The sequence below is a fragment of the Bacteroides salyersiae genome (genome assembly GCF_031172035.1).
GTDB classification, from domain to species: Bacteria; Bacteroidota; Bacteroidia; order Bacteroidales; family Bacteroidaceae; genus Bacteroides; species Bacteroides salyersiae.
Genome location: NZ_CP133452.1, coordinates 5,414,017 through 5,433,880, shown reverse-complemented (window position 1 = coordinate 5,433,880; position 19,864 = coordinate 5,414,017). Strand labels below are relative to the sequence as shown.

Below are 19,864 nucleotides of genomic sequence, written 5' to 3'. Positions count from 1 at the left end.
TAACGGAAGAGCGGTAAGAAAAGGGAATATCGTGGCCAAGGAACATGCCGGCAATACGGTGGACTGCTATATCTATGCGGTGGAAAAATCATTGGACAGTTACAAGTTCAACCTGCTTCATAACAAGCAGGTGTTCATCAACCAGTTAAAAAGCCATAATCTCGCTACACGGACCATTGATGAGGGAGCGATGGATGAAAACGGCGGGGTGAGTTTCAGTGAGTACGTGGCCATTCTTTCAGACAACAACGACCTGCTGGAAAAGGCCAAGCTGGAAAAGAAACTGGCGGTCCTTGAGAGCGAAAGACTGGCATACCACAGGAACAAGGGGAACGCCAAAGGGAAGCTGCACGAGAAGGTTTCAGAAATTGAAAAAAACGAAACTTTCATAGAGCGTTTCACGCGGGATTGGGAATACCTGAACCGGGTTGCCCCTACGGATACGGCCACCGGATTGAGGCCCAATCCGCTCAAACTGGACGGGGTGGAGTCCGACAACATCGAGATTCTGGCCGACAGGTTGTCCGCAATCAACCGGAATGCCCGGACTGAGGATGACTATATGAAAATAGGAACGCTGTTCGACTTCCGTATTCTGGTACGTTCTGAAAAGGTCTGGGACGGAAGCACGGAATCCTTGCAGAACAAGTTCATGGTCGAGGGGCTGGACGGCATCAAATACACTTATAATAACGGGTATATCGCCAAAGACCCGAAGTTAGCCGTAATGAACTTCATCAATGCGTTGGAACGTATTCCAGGCATGATAGAGAAACGGAAAAAGGACAATACGGAGTTGGAGAAAGACCTGCCGGTCCTACGTGAGATAGTCTCCACGCTTTGGCCCAAAGAGGGGGAGATAAAGGAACTGACAGAGGAACTCGCCACGTTGAACCGGAGGATACAACTCACATTGAAACAGCCCGAACAGCACGGGAACGATGATATGTCCGGGCAGGAAAAGGTCAGACCGGTCAGCGGCAGCGATATTGCACCCGACCAGTCACAACAGGCAAGGCATGTACCGTCCATGAAAATTATAATGCCGGCAAAGGAAACCCGAAAAATATCGTAATGTTTCCCACGGCACATTGCGGCAAACCCCGGAAGCTGCGCAGGCTTCACTTCCGCAGTTTGCCGCAAAGAGCCGTCTTCAGGAAAGGACAAAGGCACGGACGACACCCGGATAAATCCGACCTGCCGTCCGTGCCCTTGTCTGAAACGGGGATGTGTCACATCAGTCCGTTTCCTCGAATGAAAGTTCCTCTACCTGCCTGTTTATTCTCCTGCTGTCAATCGAATCCTTCAGGTTGATTATATCCACGATTGAGTAATGCCTTGTGCCGTTTTCCTCTTCCGCAAAGCGCAGACGTCCGTTCAGACGCTGTTTCTCTATTTCAGCCGGTTCAAGCCCTATCAGTTCACATACCTCATCCGGCAGCATGGACAATTCGACACTGTTGTCCTCACAGATATGTTGCAGTACGGCCAGCATGTTGAGGGACTTCTTGTAACTTCTCACGAGCGCAGCGAATGAACTGCTTTCAATCTTGATCATCTTTCTCATAACCTTTTATTTTTAGAGTGTTCTTCCTTTTCCAGTAACATGGCACGCAGCACGTCCGAACGGCGGTAGTAAATCTTTCCCTTGTCACGGTGAAAGGGCAGCGTGCCGTCATTGCGACGTCTCAAAAGTGTCCTGTCGGACATCTTGGTCAGCAGGCGGACTCCTTTTGAATCCAGAATCTCGCTGTCCGGCAGGTTTTCAATATTGGGTGAAAGCAGCTGTTCAATCCTGTTCACTTTGGCAAGGATGGTATTTAACATGTGGGTAACTCCGGCACCCGGTACGACTTTTCTATTATTCATATTGACCTTGTTTTTATCGTTTATGGTGCAATATTACAGAGTTATTATGAGGCCATTGGTTACTCAACCGTTGAGCAACCGACAAAAAAGGACAGAAACCGACAAAGAGGTACAAAAATAGCCGGAGGGTAATTCCGGCTATTCCAATGGGAAAAAATTTATGTGCTAATATAGGTTAAGATGCTAATAACCAATATTATATACAATATATATATGAATTAATTTGGCTATATTGCAACTATTGCCTATATTTGTACATAGTTATTTGAAATTATGCAAAGCAGTGTAACTGAAAGCAAGACTTTTGCAACCAAATCGTTACCTATATCTTTGAATACTTCTATAAATAAATAAAATTCAAGAAGTTACATTAAAACTCTTTGTTTCACCTGTAGAAACAGGTTATTTCTCTACGAGATCTAAATGAAATATTTATAAAACTTTACATGGGAGATAAATGGAGAATGATTTTTTATTGTAGTAATAAAATGAAGGAGTTCGAAGAGGATATACGGTGTCTTTGGAAATTGAATCAGCTATAAAATTTTATTTTTAAGCAAATAGTATGTGTGTTTTTCTACGTGTCCGTATTGAATATAAAAAATGGCAGAGAGTACTCTCTGCCATTTTGAAACTTATCACTATCGTTGTTAAATAGAGAGCTCTCTTAGTACGTTGACCAGTTCTCTCTTGATCGGTTTATCATTTTTTATTGCTTTGCTGAAAGGTACATAAACAATTTCATCATGTTCAATACCGATCATTACATTACGCTGGTCTTCCATAATAGCATCGATGGCTGCCGCACCTAAACGGCTTGCCAAAATACGATCGTGTGCCGTAGGGCTGCCGCCACGTTGAAGATGCCCCAGAATTGTTACACGTACATCATATTGCGGATATTCATTTTTTACACGCTCTGCATAATGCATGGCACCACCTGTCAGTTCGCTTTCCGCTACTAATACGATACTACTGTTTTTGGATTTGCGGAAACCGCTTTTAATGAATTCTTCCAATTGATCGACTTCTGTACTGAATTCCGGAATGATGGCAGCTTCTGCTCCGGAAGCAATGGCACCGTTCAAAGCAAGAAAACCGGCATCACGTCCCATCACTTCTACGAAGAAAAGACGTTCGTGTGAAGTTGCTGTATCGCGTATCTTATCGACTGCATCCAAAATAGTGTTCAATGCCGTATCGTATCCGATAGTGGTATCTGTACCATATAAGTCGTTGTCGATTGTACCCGGCAATCCGATACAGGGTACATCGAACTCTTGTGCAAAAATGCGGGCACCTGTCAAGGAACCGTCGCCACCGATAATAACAAGAGCATCGATGCCTTCTTTCTTCATATTTTCGTAGGCGAGCTGACGACCTTCCGGTGTAGTAAATTCTTTGCAGCGTGCTGTTTTCAGAATAGTACCTCCCAGCTGGATGATATTACTTACATTCTGGCTTTTAAATTCACTGATTTCTCCTGTTACCAGCCCTTTATATCCTCTGTATATACCCTTAACTTGCAGTCCGTTATAGATAGCTGCACGTGTCACTGCACGAATTGCAGCATTCATTCCCGGAGCATCCCCTCCGGAGGTTAAAATACCTACACACTTAACTGTTCCCATTACAATCTTATTTTATATTTGACGCTGCAAAGATAGCAAAAAGTGTTAGGAAATGGATTGCATTCGTGTCAAACTGACGGTGCTATTAATAAATAACGTTAAAGACTTTCTTGCCCCAGACGTGCTTTTATTTCCATATAAATTTGCTCCATCAGCCATTTTGGGGTAGAAGTTGCTCCACATACGCCAATTGAGTCAATGTCGTGAAGCAGAGAATCATCTATTTCTTCTATACTGTCTATCAGATGAGAGTTCGGGTTGACTTTAAGACATTCACTGAATAACATTTTACCGTTTGAACTTTTTTTTCCGCTGACAAAAAAAATAAGGTCATGTGAAGCGGCAAATTTACGTAAATTGGGCATACGATTGGCTACCTGTCGACAAATGGTATCGTAATATTCGAATGTGGCGTCGGGAGAGATATGTGCCTTGATATAGTCGACAATTTCCCAAAATTCATCCAGAGATTTGGTGGTTTGTGAATAAAGACGGATATTTTTACTGAAATCGAGCCCTTTGGCTTCTTCCAGCTTTTCAATAACAATAGCTTGCCCTGTGGCCTGTCCCACTAATCCTAAAACTTCGGCATGTCCGTTTTGACCGTATATGACGATTTGTTTCTCTCCATTGTCTTCTTGTTGATACTCCTGTTTGATACGTTTTTGCAGGCGAAGTACTACCGGACAGGTCGCATCGATAATTTCAATATTATTTTTGTAAGCTGTTATATAAGTTTCGGGAGGCTCACCATGAGCGCGAAGCAATACTTTTGCGTTGTGCAATTGCTTGAACTCTTCATGATTGATGGTGATGAGTCCCATTGATTTAAGCCGTTCCACTTCCCGGCTATTATGTACAATATCACCCAGGCAATAGAGAGTTGCCCCTTTTGCCAATTCTTCTTCTGCTTTGTGGATAGCTGTTACTACTCCGAAACAGAAGCCGGAACCTTCATCTATCTCTACTTTAATCATTCTTGATCTTCAGAATAATGAAGGGCCAAAATCCGAATAGGCCCTTATGCTTTTGTAACTTGATTGTATTGGTCGAACAACCATTCTTTTTGTTGTGGAATCGTCAGTTCCGTGTTGTCCAACAGTAATGCGTCATCTGCTTTTTTTAATGGACTTACTTTTCGGTTCTGATCGATGTAGTCACGTTGTTTCACATTCTCTAAAATCTCATCAAAACTGGCTTCCTGTCCTTTGGCTTTCAATTCATCATAACGTCGTTGAGCACGGATTTCGGGAGTAGCCGTAACAAATATTTTCAGTTCGGCATCCGGAAATACTGTCGTACCGATATCGCGGCCATCCATGACAATCCCTTTTTCACGTCCCATTGCCTGTTGTTGTTTTACCATGGCGGAACGTACGAAATCCAAGGCGCTGATCGGACTTACTTTGGAGGAAACTTCCATTGTGCGAATTTTGTTTTCTACATTCACATCATTTAAATAGGTATTCGGACGCCCGGTTTCCGGATCGATACGAAAAGAAATGTGAATGTCTTTCATCCGATGTTTGAGTTTCTCGGTATCGATTGCATCTCCGTTGAAAATACCGTTTTCTATACTGTAGAGGGTGACGGCACGATACATGGCTCCGCTGTCAATATAAATATACCCTATTTCGCGAGCCAGATCCTTGGCCATTGTACTTTTACCACAAGAGGAAAAGCCATCGATTGCTATGGTAATCTTTTTCATCTTATTCATTATTATATTATAGTGTCATATTATTATATTATAGTGTCATAGAGAGGTTGAACAATAAAGACGAGGTGCTAAGATGGTATTTAGCATAGGCAGCTCCTAATTTGAAACGTTTGATTTGCAGGCCGGCTCCTGCTGTAAAACCTGCCCAATGACTTGAGTCAGCTACTTTCATCTCGTTTGTCCGACGGAAATTATATCCTAACGAAACGTAAAAGTTATCAGTCGGCAAAAAGTCCATACCGATTACGGCATGATCAAAGAATTTGGAGTTTTTCCAATCGGTGAGATTATATAAAGTGGCGGAGATCCGGAAAGGGGCATGTGACAGGCGTTTGGTGATGCCCACTTGCACATCTACCGGTAATTTTTCGCGCTTATCTTCGAAAGCAACAATTTGTCCTCCCAAATTACGGGCTACCATAGAAAATGAGAAGTCGCTGTTTTGATGATAATAATTCAATCCTAAATCTACGCCGATGGCAAAGGAAGAGAATTTATCATAATTGGAATAGATCAGATTGGCTTTCACTCCTCCACTCCAATAATCGCTCAGGTCATAAGAGTAAATGCCGGAAAATGCCATGTCTTTGGCAGAAAAGGTGCCTGTTATTATGTTTTCACTGGTGGTTTCTTTCATCGTGCCATAATTCACGAATTGGGCTGTTACTGCCCAGGTAGAGCGGTCGCCGAGAACACGTGAAAAGGCGGCACTGGCTGCATTGACTCCCGCTATATATAAGGTATAATTCAAGTTGAGCGTTTTATCCGCTACACATGATAACAGGGCCGGATTGTGAACAGCCATTGTCAGATCGTCCTCGATGATTGAAATGTTTTCTCCACCTAAAGCGGCTGCATGTGAAGAAAAAGGTAGTTTGAGGAACTGGAACACGCTATTATCTTCCTGAGCCTGTGTCCGGACCCAAAAAAGTAGCAATAGTACTATGAATATATTCTTTTTTAACATTTTAGCAGAAAAAACTGTTCAAATATACTGTATTTCTCAAATATCTGCGTTATATTTGTGGCAGAAAAGCACGTGAGACTCAAAACACTGGGAAACACATCTGATTAAAAGAACGTATTATTAATATTTATATTATAATTTATGGAAGTTAAAAAATCACCCAAAGCAGACTTGGAAAGCAAAAAGTCTACATGGCTGCTTATCGGATACGTGGTTGTATTGGCTTTTATGTTCGTAGCGTTCGAATGGACCGAGAGAGACATAAAGATTGATACAAGCCAGGCTTTATCCGATTTAGTGTTTGAAGAGGAAATGGTTCCTATTACGGAACAAGAACAGAAAATTGAGGTTCCGCCTCCACCAGAGGTACCGGCAGCTGCCGAAATCTTGGATATCGTAGACGACGATGCCGATGTGGAAGAAACGATTATTGCATCAAGTGAGGAAGTAGGTCAGGCTGTTGAAGTAAAATATGTACCTGTACAGGTGGTTGAAGAAGAACCGGAAGAACAGGAAATCTTCGACGTTGTAGAGAAAATGCCTGAATTCCCGGGCGGAAACGCTGCTTTGATGTCTTATTTGGCTAAGAATATCAAATATCCTACAATTGCACAGGAAAATGGTACTCAAGGTCGTGTTATCGTGCAGTTCGTTGTAAACAAGGATGGTAGTATTGTAGATGCGAAGGTGGCACGTAGTGTTGACCCGTATCTGGATAAAGAGGCTCTCCGTGTGATCAACTCCATGCCGAAATGGAATCCGGGTATGCAGAGAAACAAGCCGGTACGCGTTAAGTATACGGTTCCTGTAATGTTCAGATTACAATAATTTTTATGTAACATACGAAAAAGGCTGCCGTAAAAGCAGCCTTTTTCATTAGTTCTTCTTCTGTTTTCTTTTAATCCAAATTTACTATGTTTACTGCATTCCAATTGCTTGATAAAATTAATACTCATGTTTCTGAATTACAGTTTACCCGTAGCCCGAAAGGGTTATATGCGCCGGTGGAGTATGTGCTGTCTTTAGGAGGGAAACGTATTCGCCCCGTGTTGATGCTGATGGGATATAATCTGTATAAGGAGGATGTCAGCCGCATTTATGGACCGGCAACGGGAATTGAGGTTTATCATAATTATACTTTGCTTCATGATGACTTGATGGATCGTGCCGATGTGCGTAGGGGGAAGGCAACCGTGCATAAGGTGTGGGATGACAACACGGCAATTTTGTCGGGAGATGCCATGTTGGTGCTTGCATATCAATATATGGCCGATTGTCCGTCGGAATACTTGAAACAGGTAATGGATATCTTTAGTCTCACTGCTCTTGAAATTTGTGAAGGGCAGCAGATGGATATGGAATTTGAACGGCGTAGCGACGTCAGAGAAGAGGAATATATTGAGATGATCCGGTTGAAAACGGCCGTTTTGTTGGCTGCCGGTTTAAAGATCGGTGCTATTTTGGGAGGAGCGTCTTCGGAAGATGCGGAAAAACTTTATGATTTTGGAGTGCAGATTGGTATTGCTTTTCAGTTACAGGATGATCTGTTGGATGTGTATGGCGATTCTGCCGTGTTTGGTAAGAAGATCGGTGGGGATATTCTTTGTAACAAGAAAACATATATGCTGATTAAGGCACTGGAACGTGCGGATAAAGCTCAACTTTCAGAACTGAATGATTGGCTTGCGGCAGAATCCTTTTCTCCGGAAGAGAAGATTGCGGCAGTCACTGCCCTTTATAATCAGATTGGCATAAAGGCTATCTGCGAAAATAAGATGCGGGAATATTACACCCGTGCTATGGAGAGCTTGGAGGCTGTTTCTGTGGCCGAAGAAAAAAAGAAAGAATTGAAGAGTCTGATGAAACATCTGATGTATCGGGAGATGTAAATAAAGAATTGCCGGATGCCTTATAGACGATTACCAAATACAGATCAAGCCCGGATACGAGCGCTGAAGGCAGCGGTTGGTAAGGGTGATGTGTACAATGTGAGCGAGTTGGCTATTACTTTGAAATCTTTGGCTGAAGCAAGGAACTTTCTTTCGAAGTTTGAAATTGCTCATAATTATTACGTTCAGTGCTATAATAATCAGGTAAAGGAGAGTCCGAGACATCAGGCGAATGTAAAAATGGCCCGTTTATATATTTCTCATTTTATTCAGGTTTTGAATCTGTCCGTGCTCCGTTCGGAAATTAAATCGGTTCACAAAAAACTTTATGATCTGCCGGTAGATAATGCTACGGTTCCGGATTTGGCATCTGAAGCGGCGATGGTAGATTGGGGAAAGAGAATTATAGAGGGGGAGAGGAGGAGAACTTCACAAGGTGGGGTGCCTATTTATAACCCTACTATTGCTAAAGTGAAAGTGCATTATGATATTTTTGTCGATAGTTATGAGAAACAAAGGGCATTGCAGGCATTGACCAACCGCAGTTTGGAGGAATTGTCTTCCATGCGTGCCCGTGCGGACGAGTTGATATTGGATATTTGGAACCAAGTGGAAGAAAAGTTCCAGAATGTATTTCCTAACGAAGCCCGCTTGGATAAATGTCGTGATTATGGACTCATTTATTATTATCGGACGGGAGAAAAACAATCGGAATAAATTAGATTAATTATGCTTGTCGATTCTCATTCACATCTTTTTCTGGAAGAGTTTGCAGATGATCTTCCTCAGGTTATGCAACGTGCCCGTGAGGCGGGTGTTACTCATATTTTTATGCCCAATATCGATAGTACCACGATTGAATCTTTGCTTTCGGTGTGTGCGGCTTACAAAGAATTTTGTTTCCCGATGATAGGATTGCACCCTACTTCTGTGAACAAAAATTATAAAAAGGAATTGGATATTGTTGCCGGACAGTTAGCATCCTCCAATGGATATGTGGCAATTGGTGAGATTGGCCTGGATCTCTATTGGGATAAGACCTTTTTGAGAGAACAGCTTTTGGCTTTTGAAAAACAGGTCGAATGGGCATTAGAGTATCATTTACCTATTGTAATTCATACCCGTGAGGCTTTTGATTATATATATAAGGTATTGCAGCCCTATAAAGAAACAGGGTTGACCGGGATTTTTCATAGTTTCACCGGCACTTCGGAAGAAGCTGCCAAACTGCTCGATTTCCCGGGTTTTATGATTGGGATAAATGGAGTGGTTACTTTTAAAAAATCTCAATTACCTGAAGTCTTAAAAGATGTACCATTGGCACATATTGTTTTAGAGACCGATTCTCCTTACCTGACTCCTGTGCCTAACCGTGGAAAAAGGAATGAAAGTGCCCGTTTGAAAGATACCTTAATTAAGGTTGCGGAAATTTATCGGGAGTCTCCGGAAGTGGTTGCTGAAGCCACCTCTGAAAACGCTTTAAAAGTGTTTGGAATGGGCAAATAAGTTTCTAAAGGTTTTAAAATATATTAATTTGGAGTGTTTCTTTAAGATAAAAAAGGGATAATGCTTTAGAAGAAGAAAAAAAAGGATACATTTGTAGCTGAAAACGCTCAAACCCGTTTAGGGAGAGATGCTCGAGTGGTTGAAGAGGCACGCCTGGAAAGCGTGTATACGCCAAAAGTGTATCGCGGGTTCGAATCCCGCTCTCTCCGCAGGTGCAGTGAATGAGATCGGAAACAACTAAAATAAATACAATAACAATAATTTAATTAATTAATCTTAAAAATTAGACACACAATGAAAAAGTTATTTGCAATTGTTGCTGTGATGGGAGTCTTAACATTTGGCTCAACTCAACTCGTTCAGGCTCAAGATGCTCCTGCGGCTGAACAAACTGAACAGGCTGCACCTGCTGCTGTAGAATCTGCTGTTGCTGCTCCTGACGTTGAAGAAGGTGGTATCCACAAAGAGATTAAAGTAAAATTCATTGAAGGTACTGCATCTTTCATGAGTTTGGTAGCTATCGCATTGGTTATCGGTTTGGCATTCTGTATTGAGCGTATTATTTATTTGAGCTTGGCAGAAATCAATACTAAGAAATTTATGGCTTCTATCGAGGCTGCTTTGGAAAAAGGTGATGTTGAAGCTGCAAAAGACATCGCTCGTAATACCAGAGGTCCTATTGCTTCTATCTACTATCAGGGTTTGATGAGAATTGATCAGGGTATTGATGTTGTAGAAAAATCAGTAGTATCTTATGGTGGTGTACAAGCCGGTTATCTTGAAAAAGGATGTTCTTGGATCACACTGTTTATCGCAATGGCTCCGTCTTTGGGATTCTTGGGTACTGTAATCGGTATGGTGCAGGCATTTGATAAAATCCAGCAGGTAGGTGATATCTCTCCGACGGTTGTTGCAGGTGGTATGAAAGTTGCCTTGATCACAACTATCTTCGGTTTGATCGTTGCTTTGATTCTGCAGGTATTCTATAACTATGTACTTTCTAAGATCGAAGCTCTTACAAGCGAAATGGAAGATTCTTCTATTACTTTGCTTGACATGGTAATCAAATATAACTTGAAATACAAAAAATAATCTGAGATGAGTAGTAAGTTATCATATAAAGTATCGTACTATGTACTGTACGCAATGTTTGCTCTTATCCTTGTGGTATTAGGTCTTTTCTATTTCGGGGGAGATGCTACGGGGGCGGCAGCATTGTCAGGCGTTGATCCGGAAATGTGGCAACCGGCTAATACAGATGCATTGCTGTATTTGATGTATGCACTATTCGGACTTGCAGTAGCTGCAACTGTTATTGCTGCTATATTCCAGTTTGGCTCGGCGTTGAAAGACAATCCGGTAAGCGCTATAAAATCATTGATCGGCCTTATTCTTTTAGTTCTTGTATTAGTTGTTTCTTGGGCTATGGGTAGTGAAGAAACATTAAGAATACCGGGATATGATGGAACGGACAATGTTCCTTTCTGGTTGAAACTGACTGATATGTTCCTTTATTCAATCTACTTCCTTTTGGGAGCAACGATTGTTGCTATCATTTTGAGTAGCATTAAGAAGAAATTATCATAATCCAATTGAGCTTGCTCAATTAAATATAGTAATACTATGGCAAAAGGAAAAAGAAAAGTTCCTGATATAAATTCAAGTTCAACGGCTGATATCGCTTTCTTGTTGCTGATCTTCTTCTTGATTACAACTTCTATGGATACAGACCGTGGTTTGGCAAGACGTTTGCCGCCACCGCCTGAAAATATAGAGAAACCGGACGATCAGAAAGTGAAACAGCGTAACGTTCTGCAGATCTATCTGAACATGTATGACCAGTTGATGGTCAACGGTGAGATCATGAACGTACAGCAGCTGAGAGCGAAGACCAAAGAGTTTATTGCTAATAAATACAATGATGAATCATTGCCTGAGAGAGTATCGAAAGATGTTAACTTCTTTGGGCCGATGATGATCACTGAAAAACATGTAGTCTCTTTGCAGAATGACCGTTCTTCTTCATATCAGGCATATATTGATGTACAAAATGAATTGGTTGCCGCTTATAATGAACTGAGAGATGAATTATCTCAGGAAAAGTGGGGAAAGAAATATTCGGAGTTAGACGACGAACAACAGAAAGCCGTTCGTGAAGTCTATCCTCAGAAGATTTCTGAAGCTGAACCTAAAAAATATGGAGAAAAGAAGTAATGGGAAAATTTAATAAAACAGGTAAACGTGAAATGCCTGCGTTGAATACTTCTTCTCTACCTGACCTTATCTTTACACTGTTGTTCTTCTTTATGATTGTAACAACAATGCGTGAGGTAACGTTGAAGGTTGAATTTAAGATTCCGCAAGCAACAGAATTAGAAAAGCTTGAGAAGAAATCATTGGTAACATTCGTATATGTAGGAAAACCAATGAGAGAGTTTCGTCAAAAGATGGGTTCTGAGAGCCGTATTCAATTGAATGATGCTTTTGCAGAAGTTTCCGAAATTCAAGATTATATTATTGCGGAAAGATCAAGTATGAAAGAATCTGATCAGGCAATGATGACTGTATCTTTGAAGATTGATAAAGATACGAAGATGGGTATCGTAACTGATATTAAAAACGCGCTTCGTCAAGCTTATGCTTTGAAAATCAACTACTCTTCGCAGTATCGTGAATAAGAGTTGATTTAATATACTAAAAAGAAAAGGATGCTTAATTTTAAGCATCCTTTTCTTTTTAGTATATATTCTTGGGAGTAAAAGAACTTTGGTCAGGCTTTACTCTTTTACATTGTATACTTCTTTGTGAATCTTATTTTTTATTATTTCAAAGTCTTGTTCACATTGTAAATTGCCAAACACCATTAGATACATAGGTAGGAAGTCGTCTCCGGGCTTGTAAGGTGGTTGCTTGTATTCTTTTTCCCAAAGAACAAATCCTTGTCTCTGATAGAAATTGATACGGCGCTTTGCCATCTCTTCCACGGGCATCTCTACTTCCAACACGATGGGGCGATCCAGTTCTTTACATAGATAATCCAATGTCTTTTTGCCGTAACCGCCATTTCGAAGAGTGGGATCGATGGCAAAATGTTCTACATAATAAAAGTCGTTGAAATCCCAATATGTAATAAAACCTACCGGAGTCTCGTTGTCAAAGATGATGTTATTATAAAAATTACCTGTACGATCTGTATATTCGCGCAATTCTTTTAACTCACGATATTCTTCCGGAGGGAATGCGGCGATGAGCAGGTTTTCCATAAATTGATAATGCTGTACGTCAGACGTACTGATAGTTTGAAATCTAATCATAAAGGTTTGGGGTTTGATTGGTTATTAAAATGTTATTTGTTGGTATAGAATTCTATGATTCTGCGGATTGCACGCTGGCATACGGGGCAGAATTCCGGATATTCATTGGTTCGCATGCGGCAATCGAATGAAGGGCGGTAAATACCTTTGGCGGAATAACCTCCGCCCTCGTACACTCCTATCGGATATTTGCCGCTTGCTTGTTGTGGAGTCGGCACAGGTGTTGCTGCCGGCAGCATATCTTCCCATTTTGAAGAGAAGTCGGTCCGGGTAGTGATATTGGGTTCCCATGGCTCAACATTGAGAGGATAAGTATCGGTCATGACGTCATCCTCATAGAAATACTCATCGCCCAGACCGGCAAAGCTATGCCCGAATTCATGTACCACTACGGGTTTGAAGGTAGGATGATGAGCTGCAGTCAGTGTGTAGGAGTTATAGATGCCACCACCACCGTATTCTGCTGTATTGGCAATGATAATGATATGCTCGTAAGGAATGCCTGCCAGGGCATTGTGTATGGATTTTACACGGCATGTGGTGAGATAACGGTCCGAGTAAAACGTATCGAAATGAGAACCGAAAGCGGTGTGTTTCCAGTCATTTTTACGGGGAACGCTTACGCCACTGTCTTCTGAAAGATTGGCAACAGCAATTATGTTGAACTTATGTTTCATAGATTTGAAGGGTTCGTAAAAGAAAAGGCTTTCACATGCTTTTCCGGCGTCTTTGTAGAACAGTTCCATCTCTGTTGCGGTATATCCTTCGGCCATGATAGCTACATCTATGCAGTCTGTTTCGTTTCCGCTTTTTTGTATGTACTGATGCGGGGTGACATGCGAAGTGCCTCTTTCATGGATGAGTATGTCGTCAGGGCGTACCGTATGTTTTAAATTTGCTATCACTTTTCGTGATGGAGAGAACAGGATAATTTCTATCTCCGCCGGGCGTTGGGGATAGGGTACCAGAAAAGTATTTTCAAATCCTTTGGCTGTTTTTTGCGCTTCATCTGTGGAAAGCCATTCTTGAAAGAGAGACGAAAAGGATGTTTTATAGATACATTTCCCGGTTTCAAGATCGGTCATTATAATCTGCCCATTGCCTTCTAAGGGAAGTTCTGATAAGTGATGCCGGCGCCCGGCCCATGAGGGTAGGCGCGATAGCTCATCCAGATAGATGGCCTGATGTTTGGCATCTCCTGTGAAAAAATAGTCTATCCGTAAGGTTTTATCCTGAAAAAAATCAGTAAACTCTTGTGCATATGCATTTATTATCCATAAAAAGCAAAGCCCGACAATGGCATATCGTTTCATATTTAGCGTATATTTATGTTTTACAAAGATACATAAACCCTTGCTGACTTATTCTATTTTGGGAAATAAAAGTAATAAATCATAGTATTTATTGCCGAAAAATTATCTAACTTTGCAATAACATTCATGTATTAAAACAAATTGAATTAAAATGGGACATCATCAATTGGATTCTTTAGATGAGCAAATTTTGAAGTTGATAGCGGATAATGCGCGTATTCCTTTTTTGGAAGTGGCGCGTGCGTGTAATGTGTCGGGAGCGGCTATTCATCAGCGCATACAGAAGTTGACTAATCTGGGAATATTGAAGGGTTCGGAATTTGTTATCGACCCTGAGAAGATAGGATACGAAACGTGTGCATATATTGGAATTTACCTGAAGGATCCTGAATCTTTTGATTCTGTAACAAAAGCTTTGGAGGCTATACCCGAGGTGGTAGAATGCCATTTCACTACTGGGAAATATGATATGTTCATAAAGATTTATGCAAAGAACAACCATCATTTATTAAGTGTAATCCATGACAAGCTACAACCGTTGGGATTGGCACGTACCGAAACACTTATCTCTTTCCATGAGGCTATAAAACGGCAGATGCCGATTATTGTGGATACGGATGAGGAATAAGTGAAGAGTTTATAACTCTTTGATATAATCGACGAAAGAATAGGAGCAAAGATGTTTTTCATCGGCAAGATGAACTTCTTTGCTTTTTTTATGCCATATTTGAGGGTCTATCGCAGGAAAGAAAGCATCGGCTTGTGGAGCCTCATTATCTATCTCTGTAAGGCAGAGTTCATCGGCCAGTTCAATGGCTTGGCGGTATACGGTTTCACCACCGATGATGTAGACATGCTCTTTTTCATGGCAGCTTTGTAGGGCGGCTTCCAGAGAAGGGAATACTTCTGCTCCCGGGAAATTAGTTGCCGGATTAGTGGAAAGAACTATATTACGGCGGTTCGGGAGTGCTCCTTTGGGCAGAGATTCAAACGTCTTACGCCCCATAATGATTGTGTTACCTGTAGTAAGTGCTTTGAAACGTTTGAGATCATTGGGTAACCAGAATAAAAGTTTATTTTGATAGCCGATACCCATGCGGCGATCTACGGCTGCTATGATACTGATTTTGCTCATAATAAAGTTGTTAAGTAGTAAGTAGTAATCAAGTAGTAAGTAGTCAAGTAGTAAGTAGTTAAGTAGTCAAGTAGTTAAGTAGATGATAGTCGAGTAATAGGTAGCAGATGGTTGAAGACCGTGCTGGATGACAATATTATTAAAGTTCTTATTATCATGAAGTCTTTATTTTATCTTCCATGCGTTCGAGTTGGCAAATCAAACTATCACCTACTTACTACTTACTACTTAACTACTTGACTACTTGACTACTTACTACTTGATTACTACTTACTACTTAACTACTAATTTACACCGAAACTTTCCCGGCAATATGAGGATGCGGATCGTAGTTTACCAATTCAAAATCTTCATATTTGAAGTCGAATATACTTTTTACGTCCGGATTTATCTTCATCTGCGGCAATGGGCGTGGTTCACGGGTCAATTGTAATTTTACCTGGTCGAGATGATTCAGATAGATATGGGCATCTCCCAATGTATGTACAAAGTCACCGGCTTTCAGGCCGGTTACCTGTGCCATCATTTGCAGCAATAGGGCATATGAGGCGATGTTGAAAGGAACTCCTAAGAAAATATCCGCACTGCGTTGATATAACTGTAGGCTGAGCCGGCCATCGGCTACATAAAATTGGAAGAAAGCATGGCATGGAGGTAAGTTCATGTTGTCCAGATCGCCTACGTTCCAAGCGCTGACAATAATACGGCGGGAGTCCGGATTGTGCTTGATGGTATCCACCACTTCGCTGATCTGGTCGATAAATCCTCCTTTATAATCGGGCCATGAACGCCATTGGTAACCGTAGATATGACCGAGATCACCGTTTTCGTCCGCCCATTCGTTCCAAATACGAACACCGTTATCTTGCAAGTACTTTACATTTGTATCTCCTTGCAGGAACCATAGTAACTCGTGTATTATTGATTTCAGATGTAGTTTCTTTGTTGTCAGACAAGGAAAGCCCTCTTCGAGGTTGAAGCGCATCTGATGTCCGAATACACTGATTGTACCCGTACCGGTACGATCACTTTTTTCGGTACCTTCGGCGAGTACACGACTGAGTAAATCTAAATACTGTTTCATGATTGCAAAGGTAGGAAAAAAGTAGTTAGAATTTAGTAGCTGGTAGTTAGAATTTGGAATTTAGTAGTTAGTAGCTGGTAGTTGGAATTTAGTGGTTGGTGGCTAATGGGGTGATGGCGGGGAGAGTAGGCGGAAGAATCTGTTCGATTATAAAAATGGAGTGAACAGATTGGCAAACCAGCCGACAAACTTTTTCCATGGTGAACGCTGTTTCCAAACTTCCGGGGTCAGTCTGGTGCAATGCTGCGTGTCAGCTTGGAATACACTATCCAATTGGGCGGTGAATTCTTTGTTAAAAATGAAAGCATTGGTTTCATAATCGTAGCGCAGGCTTCGGCTGTTGAGATTGGCTGTGCCTACCGTGCAGAATGTTTCATCTACCATCATGATTTTAGAGTGGTGGAATCCTCCGTTATACAAATATATATCTGCTCCGCGTTTCATCAGTTTGTGGACTTTGTAGAGTGAAGCATCCGGGGTAAAGGGGATATCGGATTTGGAAGATATCATAATCTCTACTTTGGTTCCTTTTTCGAGGGCATGATTCAATGCCTTGCGTATGGAAGAGGTTGGAACGAAATAGGGGTTGACAATACGTACGTTTTCTTTGGCGGCATATATCGACATTGCGTAGGTGTGGCTCAACATTCGTGGATCTTTCTTAGGAGTACGGTCTACAATGGCTACGGTAATGCCGTCCGTACTGTCTGCCGGTGCGGGTCGCTCGGGGAAATATACTTCTCCTGTGATATTCTGCTTTGTCGTTTTATTCCATATCGTGAGGAAGATTTCTTGTAGGATATCTACTGCCGGACCTTCGATACGGATGTGCATATCACGCCATGTACCGATTTTGGGAAGTCCGTTGATGTAGTAATCAGCAATGTTCATGCCACCGGTGTATCCTATCCGGCCGTCGATAACGACAATTTTCCGGTGATCCCGGTGGGCAGCGTGATTGATATAGGGGAACTTGAAAGGATCGAATTTTACTATCTCGATACCTCGTTCACGGATAGCCTTGAGATGGCGTTTCTTTAATGGTTTATTGTTGGACCAATTTCCGAAAGCATCGAACAATGCCCGGACTTCTACGCCTTCTTTTACTTTTTCGGCAAGCAGATCGAAGAGTGCATTGGCGATCGAGTCATTTCGAAAGTTGAAATATTCCAGATGAATGTGGTGTTTGGCACCGCGTATGGCTTCAAAAAGGTCATTGAATTTTTCACGCCCGCTGGTAAGCAGTTTTACTTTGTTGCCGTAAGTGATGGGAATGCCCGATTCCTGAAGGAAGTTGATCACCATCTGTTCGCTGGATAGTTCGGCAGTATCCTGCCGCTGTACCCATAAACTATCTGTTTCACCTGCCTTTGCGTTGCCTATTGTGAAAAGCAATAATATGAAGAATATATGTAGTTTCAAAGCGCTTTGTCTTTATTTAGTTCACCTAAGAAACAAAGATACAACATCTCTGTTCGGAGCTACTTTTTGTCAAGGGTATATTTACTATAATTTAACATGCGAACCCTCCTGTGATAGCATTTGATGTAAAGTCTCTGGTGATTAAGAGATATTTTCTTATCTCCTGATGAAAAGTAGGTTGAAACGGTAGGCTATCAATGACAAGCACCCTGCTTATGAATGACATGCACTATGCATAGGGACGATATGCACCGTGTATACGAGTGGTATCTACCTGTTTCCTTACCTTTATGGAGGGGGGGGAGGTAAACAAGTTCCCGTCGTTGGAAACAAAAAAAGAGAGAAGCCAAGCTTCTCTCTTTTCCCTCATAATAATTTGAATATATGATTGTATTACGTTGACAAATATACTATAATTTATATCGAAAAACAAGCGTTTGATGCTTTTATATTCTTATGCCGGTAAATTCTATATCTCCTTATGCCATTGACCATGCTTTGCGGATACCCAGAAACATGAGTACCATTACAACGATAATCAGTGACTTGGGGTCGATGCCCGATGTTGCCCCGTTTTGTACCAAAGCGACGAATATATCACGTGCCGTGGTAACGATTGCCTGTAAACCGTCGAAGACCAGAAATAGTATTATAGCTACGAGCATGATGAACAAGCTCCATACCTTGATCAGTAAACTTGTGCGGCAAGGCAACCGGTTCATTACACGGCGGCTAAATCCGTTATCCGGTATCTCCTGCTTTTGTTCAGCGAAGAATGCCCGTATCAATTTATCATCTGTTTCCATCATAACCGTTTTGTTTTAAATACATTGCTAATTTTTCTTTTCCACGTGACAGGTGACTTTTGACGGTCCCTGCCGGTATTCCCACAATTCCTGCTATTTTATCTATGCTTACATCTTCCATGTAGAATAGCGTAATGCAGGTTCGCTCCACTTCTTTTAGCTTTTTGAGTGATTGATAGATGTCCATGCGTTGTCCTATATTGTCTTGTTCAACGCTGTTGGCGGCATCTACTTCTCTGGAATCCAATTCGGTTGTTTCCTTTCGGCTGCGAATATAATCATAAAATACATTATAAGCAATACGATAAAGCCATGTTGAGAAATTTGAAAGATTTTTAAAGGTTGCGATGTTCGTATAGGCTTTGATGAATGTATCTTGTGCCAAGTCGTCACTCAATTCGCTGTCGCCGCAAGTCAGGTTGAGGAAGAAACGCCGGATGGGCGATTGATACTTCTGCACCAACAGGTCGAAGGCCCTGGTGTTTTTGAACACCACGACCTGTGCGACTAACGATATATCGTTGAGTTGTTTCATTTCTGTTCGTCAGTGGGGCGTTGGTTACGGGCGACAAGCCATTGGCCAAGACCGGTAAACAGGATGAGTAGTCCGATACACCCCATGGCAAAACTGTCTGTAATGGCCCATAGGAAAATGAACAGCCCGGCACCGAGACACATGTTTTTGATTCCTTTGGCGGTGGTATCCGTATTCAGACTTTCTTTGAGAATGCCTTCCGGAATGGGCTGTCCGGCTGCAATGGCTTTTTCTACCAGTTTGTAACGTTCGCGACGGCTTTTATAACGAAAGTAGAATGCAATGAAAATCACGAAGATCGGGAAGCCGAATGTGAGCAGCAGGACGAAGAATGCAAGCGCGATGCCTGCGCTGGCTGCACTACCGAGATCTTTGAGTAGTGAAAAGTCTTCTTTCGAGATAATGGAAGAATCGTCATAGGAGTCATCGTATGAATCGGTCGATTCACTTTCAACGGTAATTCCGTCTTCGGTCGTGTCGGTATATTCGGGAGTATAAACCGAGTCATCTTCAGTTTCCGTCTTACTGATCGTAATTTTTACATTTTCGGCACTGTCTTTGTAGATGGTACTCTTTTTCTGCGCAAGTGAGAGGGAGCAGAAAGCTGCTATCATCATCAGGGTGATTAAAATTCTTTTCATATCTTGTAGTTTTTTTGTTTCTTTGATTGTTA

Annotated in this window: 24 protein-coding genes and 1 tRNA gene; 11 read left to right on the top strand and 14 right to left on the bottom strand. The window is 41.7% G+C overall.

Annotated elements, in window-relative coordinates; all coding sequences use genetic code 11:
• Positions 1–31: 31 nt before the first annotated feature.
• Positions 32–1,075, top strand: a complete 1,044-nt coding sequence (locus RB604_RS20820) for a hypothetical protein (protein WP_007482330.1) — start codon at positions 32–34, stop codon at positions 1,073–1,075.
• 162 nt (positions 1,076–1,237) lie between these two features.
• Here the strand turns inward: RB604_RS20820 and RB604_RS20815 are convergent, their stop codons facing one another.
• The 6 genes from RB604_RS20815 to porQ form a co-directional block, all read right to left on the bottom strand.
• A complete protein-coding gene (locus RB604_RS20815; RefSeq protein WP_007482332.1) occupies positions 1,238–1,567 on the bottom strand; it encodes a hypothetical protein in 330 nt (109 codons plus the stop codon).
• A complete protein-coding gene (locus RB604_RS20810; RefSeq protein WP_007482335.1) occupies positions 1,564–1,869 on the bottom strand; it encodes a helix-turn-helix domain-containing protein in 306 nt (101 codons plus the stop codon). The genes RB604_RS20815 and RB604_RS20810 overlap by 4 nt, the downstream gene beginning before the upstream one ends.
• 650 nt (positions 1,870–2,519) lie before the next feature.
• The gene (gene pfkA, locus RB604_RS20805; RefSeq protein ID WP_005933413.1) at positions 2,520–3,500 is read right to left on the bottom strand and encodes a 6-phosphofructokinase; all 981 of its coding nucleotides are present in this window, start codon (positions 3,498–3,500) and stop codon (positions 2,520–2,522) included.
• A 98-nt stretch (positions 3,501–3,598) separates the two neighbouring features.
• Positions 3,599–4,477 carry a 4-hydroxy-3-methylbut-2-enyl diphosphate reductase gene (locus RB604_RS20800; protein WP_007482337.1) on the bottom strand — a complete coding sequence of 293 codons (879 nt, stop codon included), beginning with the start codon at positions 4,475–4,477 and terminating at the stop codon, positions 3,599–3,601.
• Positions 4,478–4,521: 44 nt separating this feature from the next.
• Positions 4,522–5,211 (bottom strand): (d)CMP kinase, encoded by a 690-nt coding sequence (gene cmk, locus RB604_RS20795; RefSeq protein ID WP_005933406.1) that lies wholly within the window; start codon positions 5,209–5,211, stop codon positions 4,522–4,524.
• Between the two features lie 37 nt (positions 5,212–5,248).
• On the bottom strand, positions 5,249–6,187 hold the full coding sequence (gene porQ / locus RB604_RS20790) for a type IX secretion system protein PorQ (protein ID WP_007482339.1): 939 nt from the start codon (positions 6,185–6,187) through the stop codon (positions 5,249–5,251).
• Between the two features lie 141 nt (positions 6,188–6,328).
• Between porQ and RB604_RS20785 the strand changes: the two genes are divergently transcribed.
• The 9 genes from RB604_RS20785 to RB604_RS20745 all read left to right on the top strand — a co-directional run bounded on the left by RB604_RS20785 (position 6,329) and on the right by RB604_RS20745 (position 12,260).
• A complete protein-coding gene (locus RB604_RS20785; RefSeq protein WP_005933401.1) occupies positions 6,329–7,015 on the top strand; it encodes an energy transducer TonB in 687 nt (228 codons plus the stop codon).
• 86 nt (positions 7,016–7,101) lie between these two features.
• Complete coding sequence (locus RB604_RS20780) at positions 7,102–8,076, top strand: polyprenyl synthetase family protein (RefSeq protein WP_007482342.1); 975 nt, start codon at positions 7,102–7,104, stop codon at positions 8,074–8,076.
• Positions 8,077–8,091: 15 nt separating this feature from the next.
• Positions 8,092–8,793 (top strand): hypothetical protein, encoded by a 702-nt coding sequence (locus tag RB604_RS20775; protein ID WP_005933397.1) that lies wholly within the window; start codon positions 8,092–8,094, stop codon positions 8,791–8,793.
• Between the two features lie 12 nt (positions 8,794–8,805).
• Complete coding sequence (locus RB604_RS20770; protein WP_007482344.1) at positions 8,806–9,582, top strand: TatD family hydrolase; 777 nt, start codon at positions 8,806–8,808, stop codon at positions 9,580–9,582.
• Between the two features lie 121 nt (positions 9,583–9,703).
• A tRNA-Ser gene (locus RB604_RS20765) sits at positions 9,704–9,791 on the top strand.
• Between the two features lie 85 nt (positions 9,792–9,876).
• A complete protein-coding gene (locus tag RB604_RS20760; protein WP_005933393.1) occupies positions 9,877–10,674 on the top strand; it encodes a MotA/TolQ/ExbB proton channel family protein in 798 nt (265 codons plus the stop codon).
• A gap of 6 nt (positions 10,675–10,680) precedes the next feature.
• On the top strand, positions 10,681–11,169 hold the full coding sequence (locus RB604_RS20755; protein WP_007482347.1) for a hypothetical protein: 489 nt from the start codon (positions 10,681–10,683) through the stop codon (positions 11,167–11,169).
• 36 nt (positions 11,170–11,205) lie between these two features.
• Entirely contained in the window at positions 11,206–11,796 is a 591-nt protein-coding gene (locus RB604_RS20750) for an ExbD/TolR family protein (protein ID WP_007482349.1), read from the top strand.
• Entirely contained in the window at positions 11,796–12,260 is a 465-nt protein-coding gene (locus RB604_RS20745) for an ExbD/TolR family protein (protein ID WP_005933384.1), read from the top strand. Before RB604_RS20750 ends, RB604_RS20745 begins: the two co-directional genes overlap by 1 nt.
• Positions 12,261–12,359: 99 nt before the next feature.
• Here the strand turns inward: RB604_RS20745 and RB604_RS20740 are convergent, their stop codons facing one another.
• Positions 12,360–12,896 (bottom strand): GNAT family N-acetyltransferase, encoded by a 537-nt coding sequence (locus tag RB604_RS20740; protein WP_055294837.1) that lies wholly within the window; start codon positions 12,894–12,896, stop codon positions 12,360–12,362.
• Positions 12,897–12,928: 32 nt separating this feature from the next.
• Positions 12,929–14,209 (bottom strand): IgA Peptidase M64, encoded by a 1,281-nt coding sequence (locus RB604_RS20735; RefSeq protein ID WP_055294840.1) that lies wholly within the window; start codon positions 14,207–14,209, stop codon positions 12,929–12,931.
• 151 nt (positions 14,210–14,360) lie between these two features.
• Between RB604_RS20735 and RB604_RS20730 the strand changes: the two genes are divergently transcribed.
• On the top strand, positions 14,361–14,837 hold the full coding sequence (locus RB604_RS20730) for an Lrp/AsnC family transcriptional regulator (RefSeq protein WP_005933376.1): 477 nt from the start codon (positions 14,361–14,363) through the stop codon (positions 14,835–14,837).
• Positions 14,838–14,846: 9 nt separating this feature from the next.
• On the opposite strand, the gene RB604_RS20725 is transcribed toward RB604_RS20730, so the two are convergent.
• The 6 genes from RB604_RS20725 to RB604_RS20700 form a co-directional block, all read right to left on the bottom strand.
• Entirely contained in the window at positions 14,847–15,344 is a 498-nt protein-coding gene (locus RB604_RS20725; RefSeq protein WP_005933374.1) for a dihydrofolate reductase, read from the bottom strand.
• 289 nt (positions 15,345–15,633) lie between these two features.
• Positions 15,634–16,428, bottom strand: coding sequence for a thymidylate synthase (locus RB604_RS20720; RefSeq protein ID WP_005933372.1), 795 nt, complete (start codon positions 16,426–16,428; stop codon positions 15,634–15,636).
• Between the two features lie 147 nt (positions 16,429–16,575).
• Positions 16,576–17,850, bottom strand: a complete 1,275-nt coding sequence (gene cls / locus RB604_RS20715; RefSeq protein ID WP_007482356.1) for a cardiolipin synthase — start codon at positions 17,848–17,850, stop codon at positions 16,576–16,578.
• A 479-nt stretch (positions 17,851–18,329) separates the two neighbouring features.
• Entirely contained in the window at positions 18,330–18,659 is a 330-nt protein-coding gene (locus tag RB604_RS20710) for a DUF5056 domain-containing protein (RefSeq protein ID WP_005933368.1), read from the bottom strand.
• On the bottom strand, positions 18,643–19,191 hold the full coding sequence (locus RB604_RS20705; protein WP_055294842.1) for an RNA polymerase sigma factor: 549 nt from the start codon (positions 19,189–19,191) through the stop codon (positions 18,643–18,645). The genes RB604_RS20710 and RB604_RS20705 overlap by 17 nt, the downstream gene beginning before the upstream one ends.
• Positions 19,188–19,832 carry a DUF6249 domain-containing protein gene (locus tag RB604_RS20700; protein ID WP_044094141.1) on the bottom strand — a complete coding sequence of 215 codons (645 nt, stop codon included), beginning with the start codon at positions 19,830–19,832 and terminating at the stop codon, positions 19,188–19,190. Before RB604_RS20700 ends, RB604_RS20705 begins: the two co-directional genes overlap by 4 nt.
• Positions 19,833–19,864 lie beyond the last annotated feature (32 nt).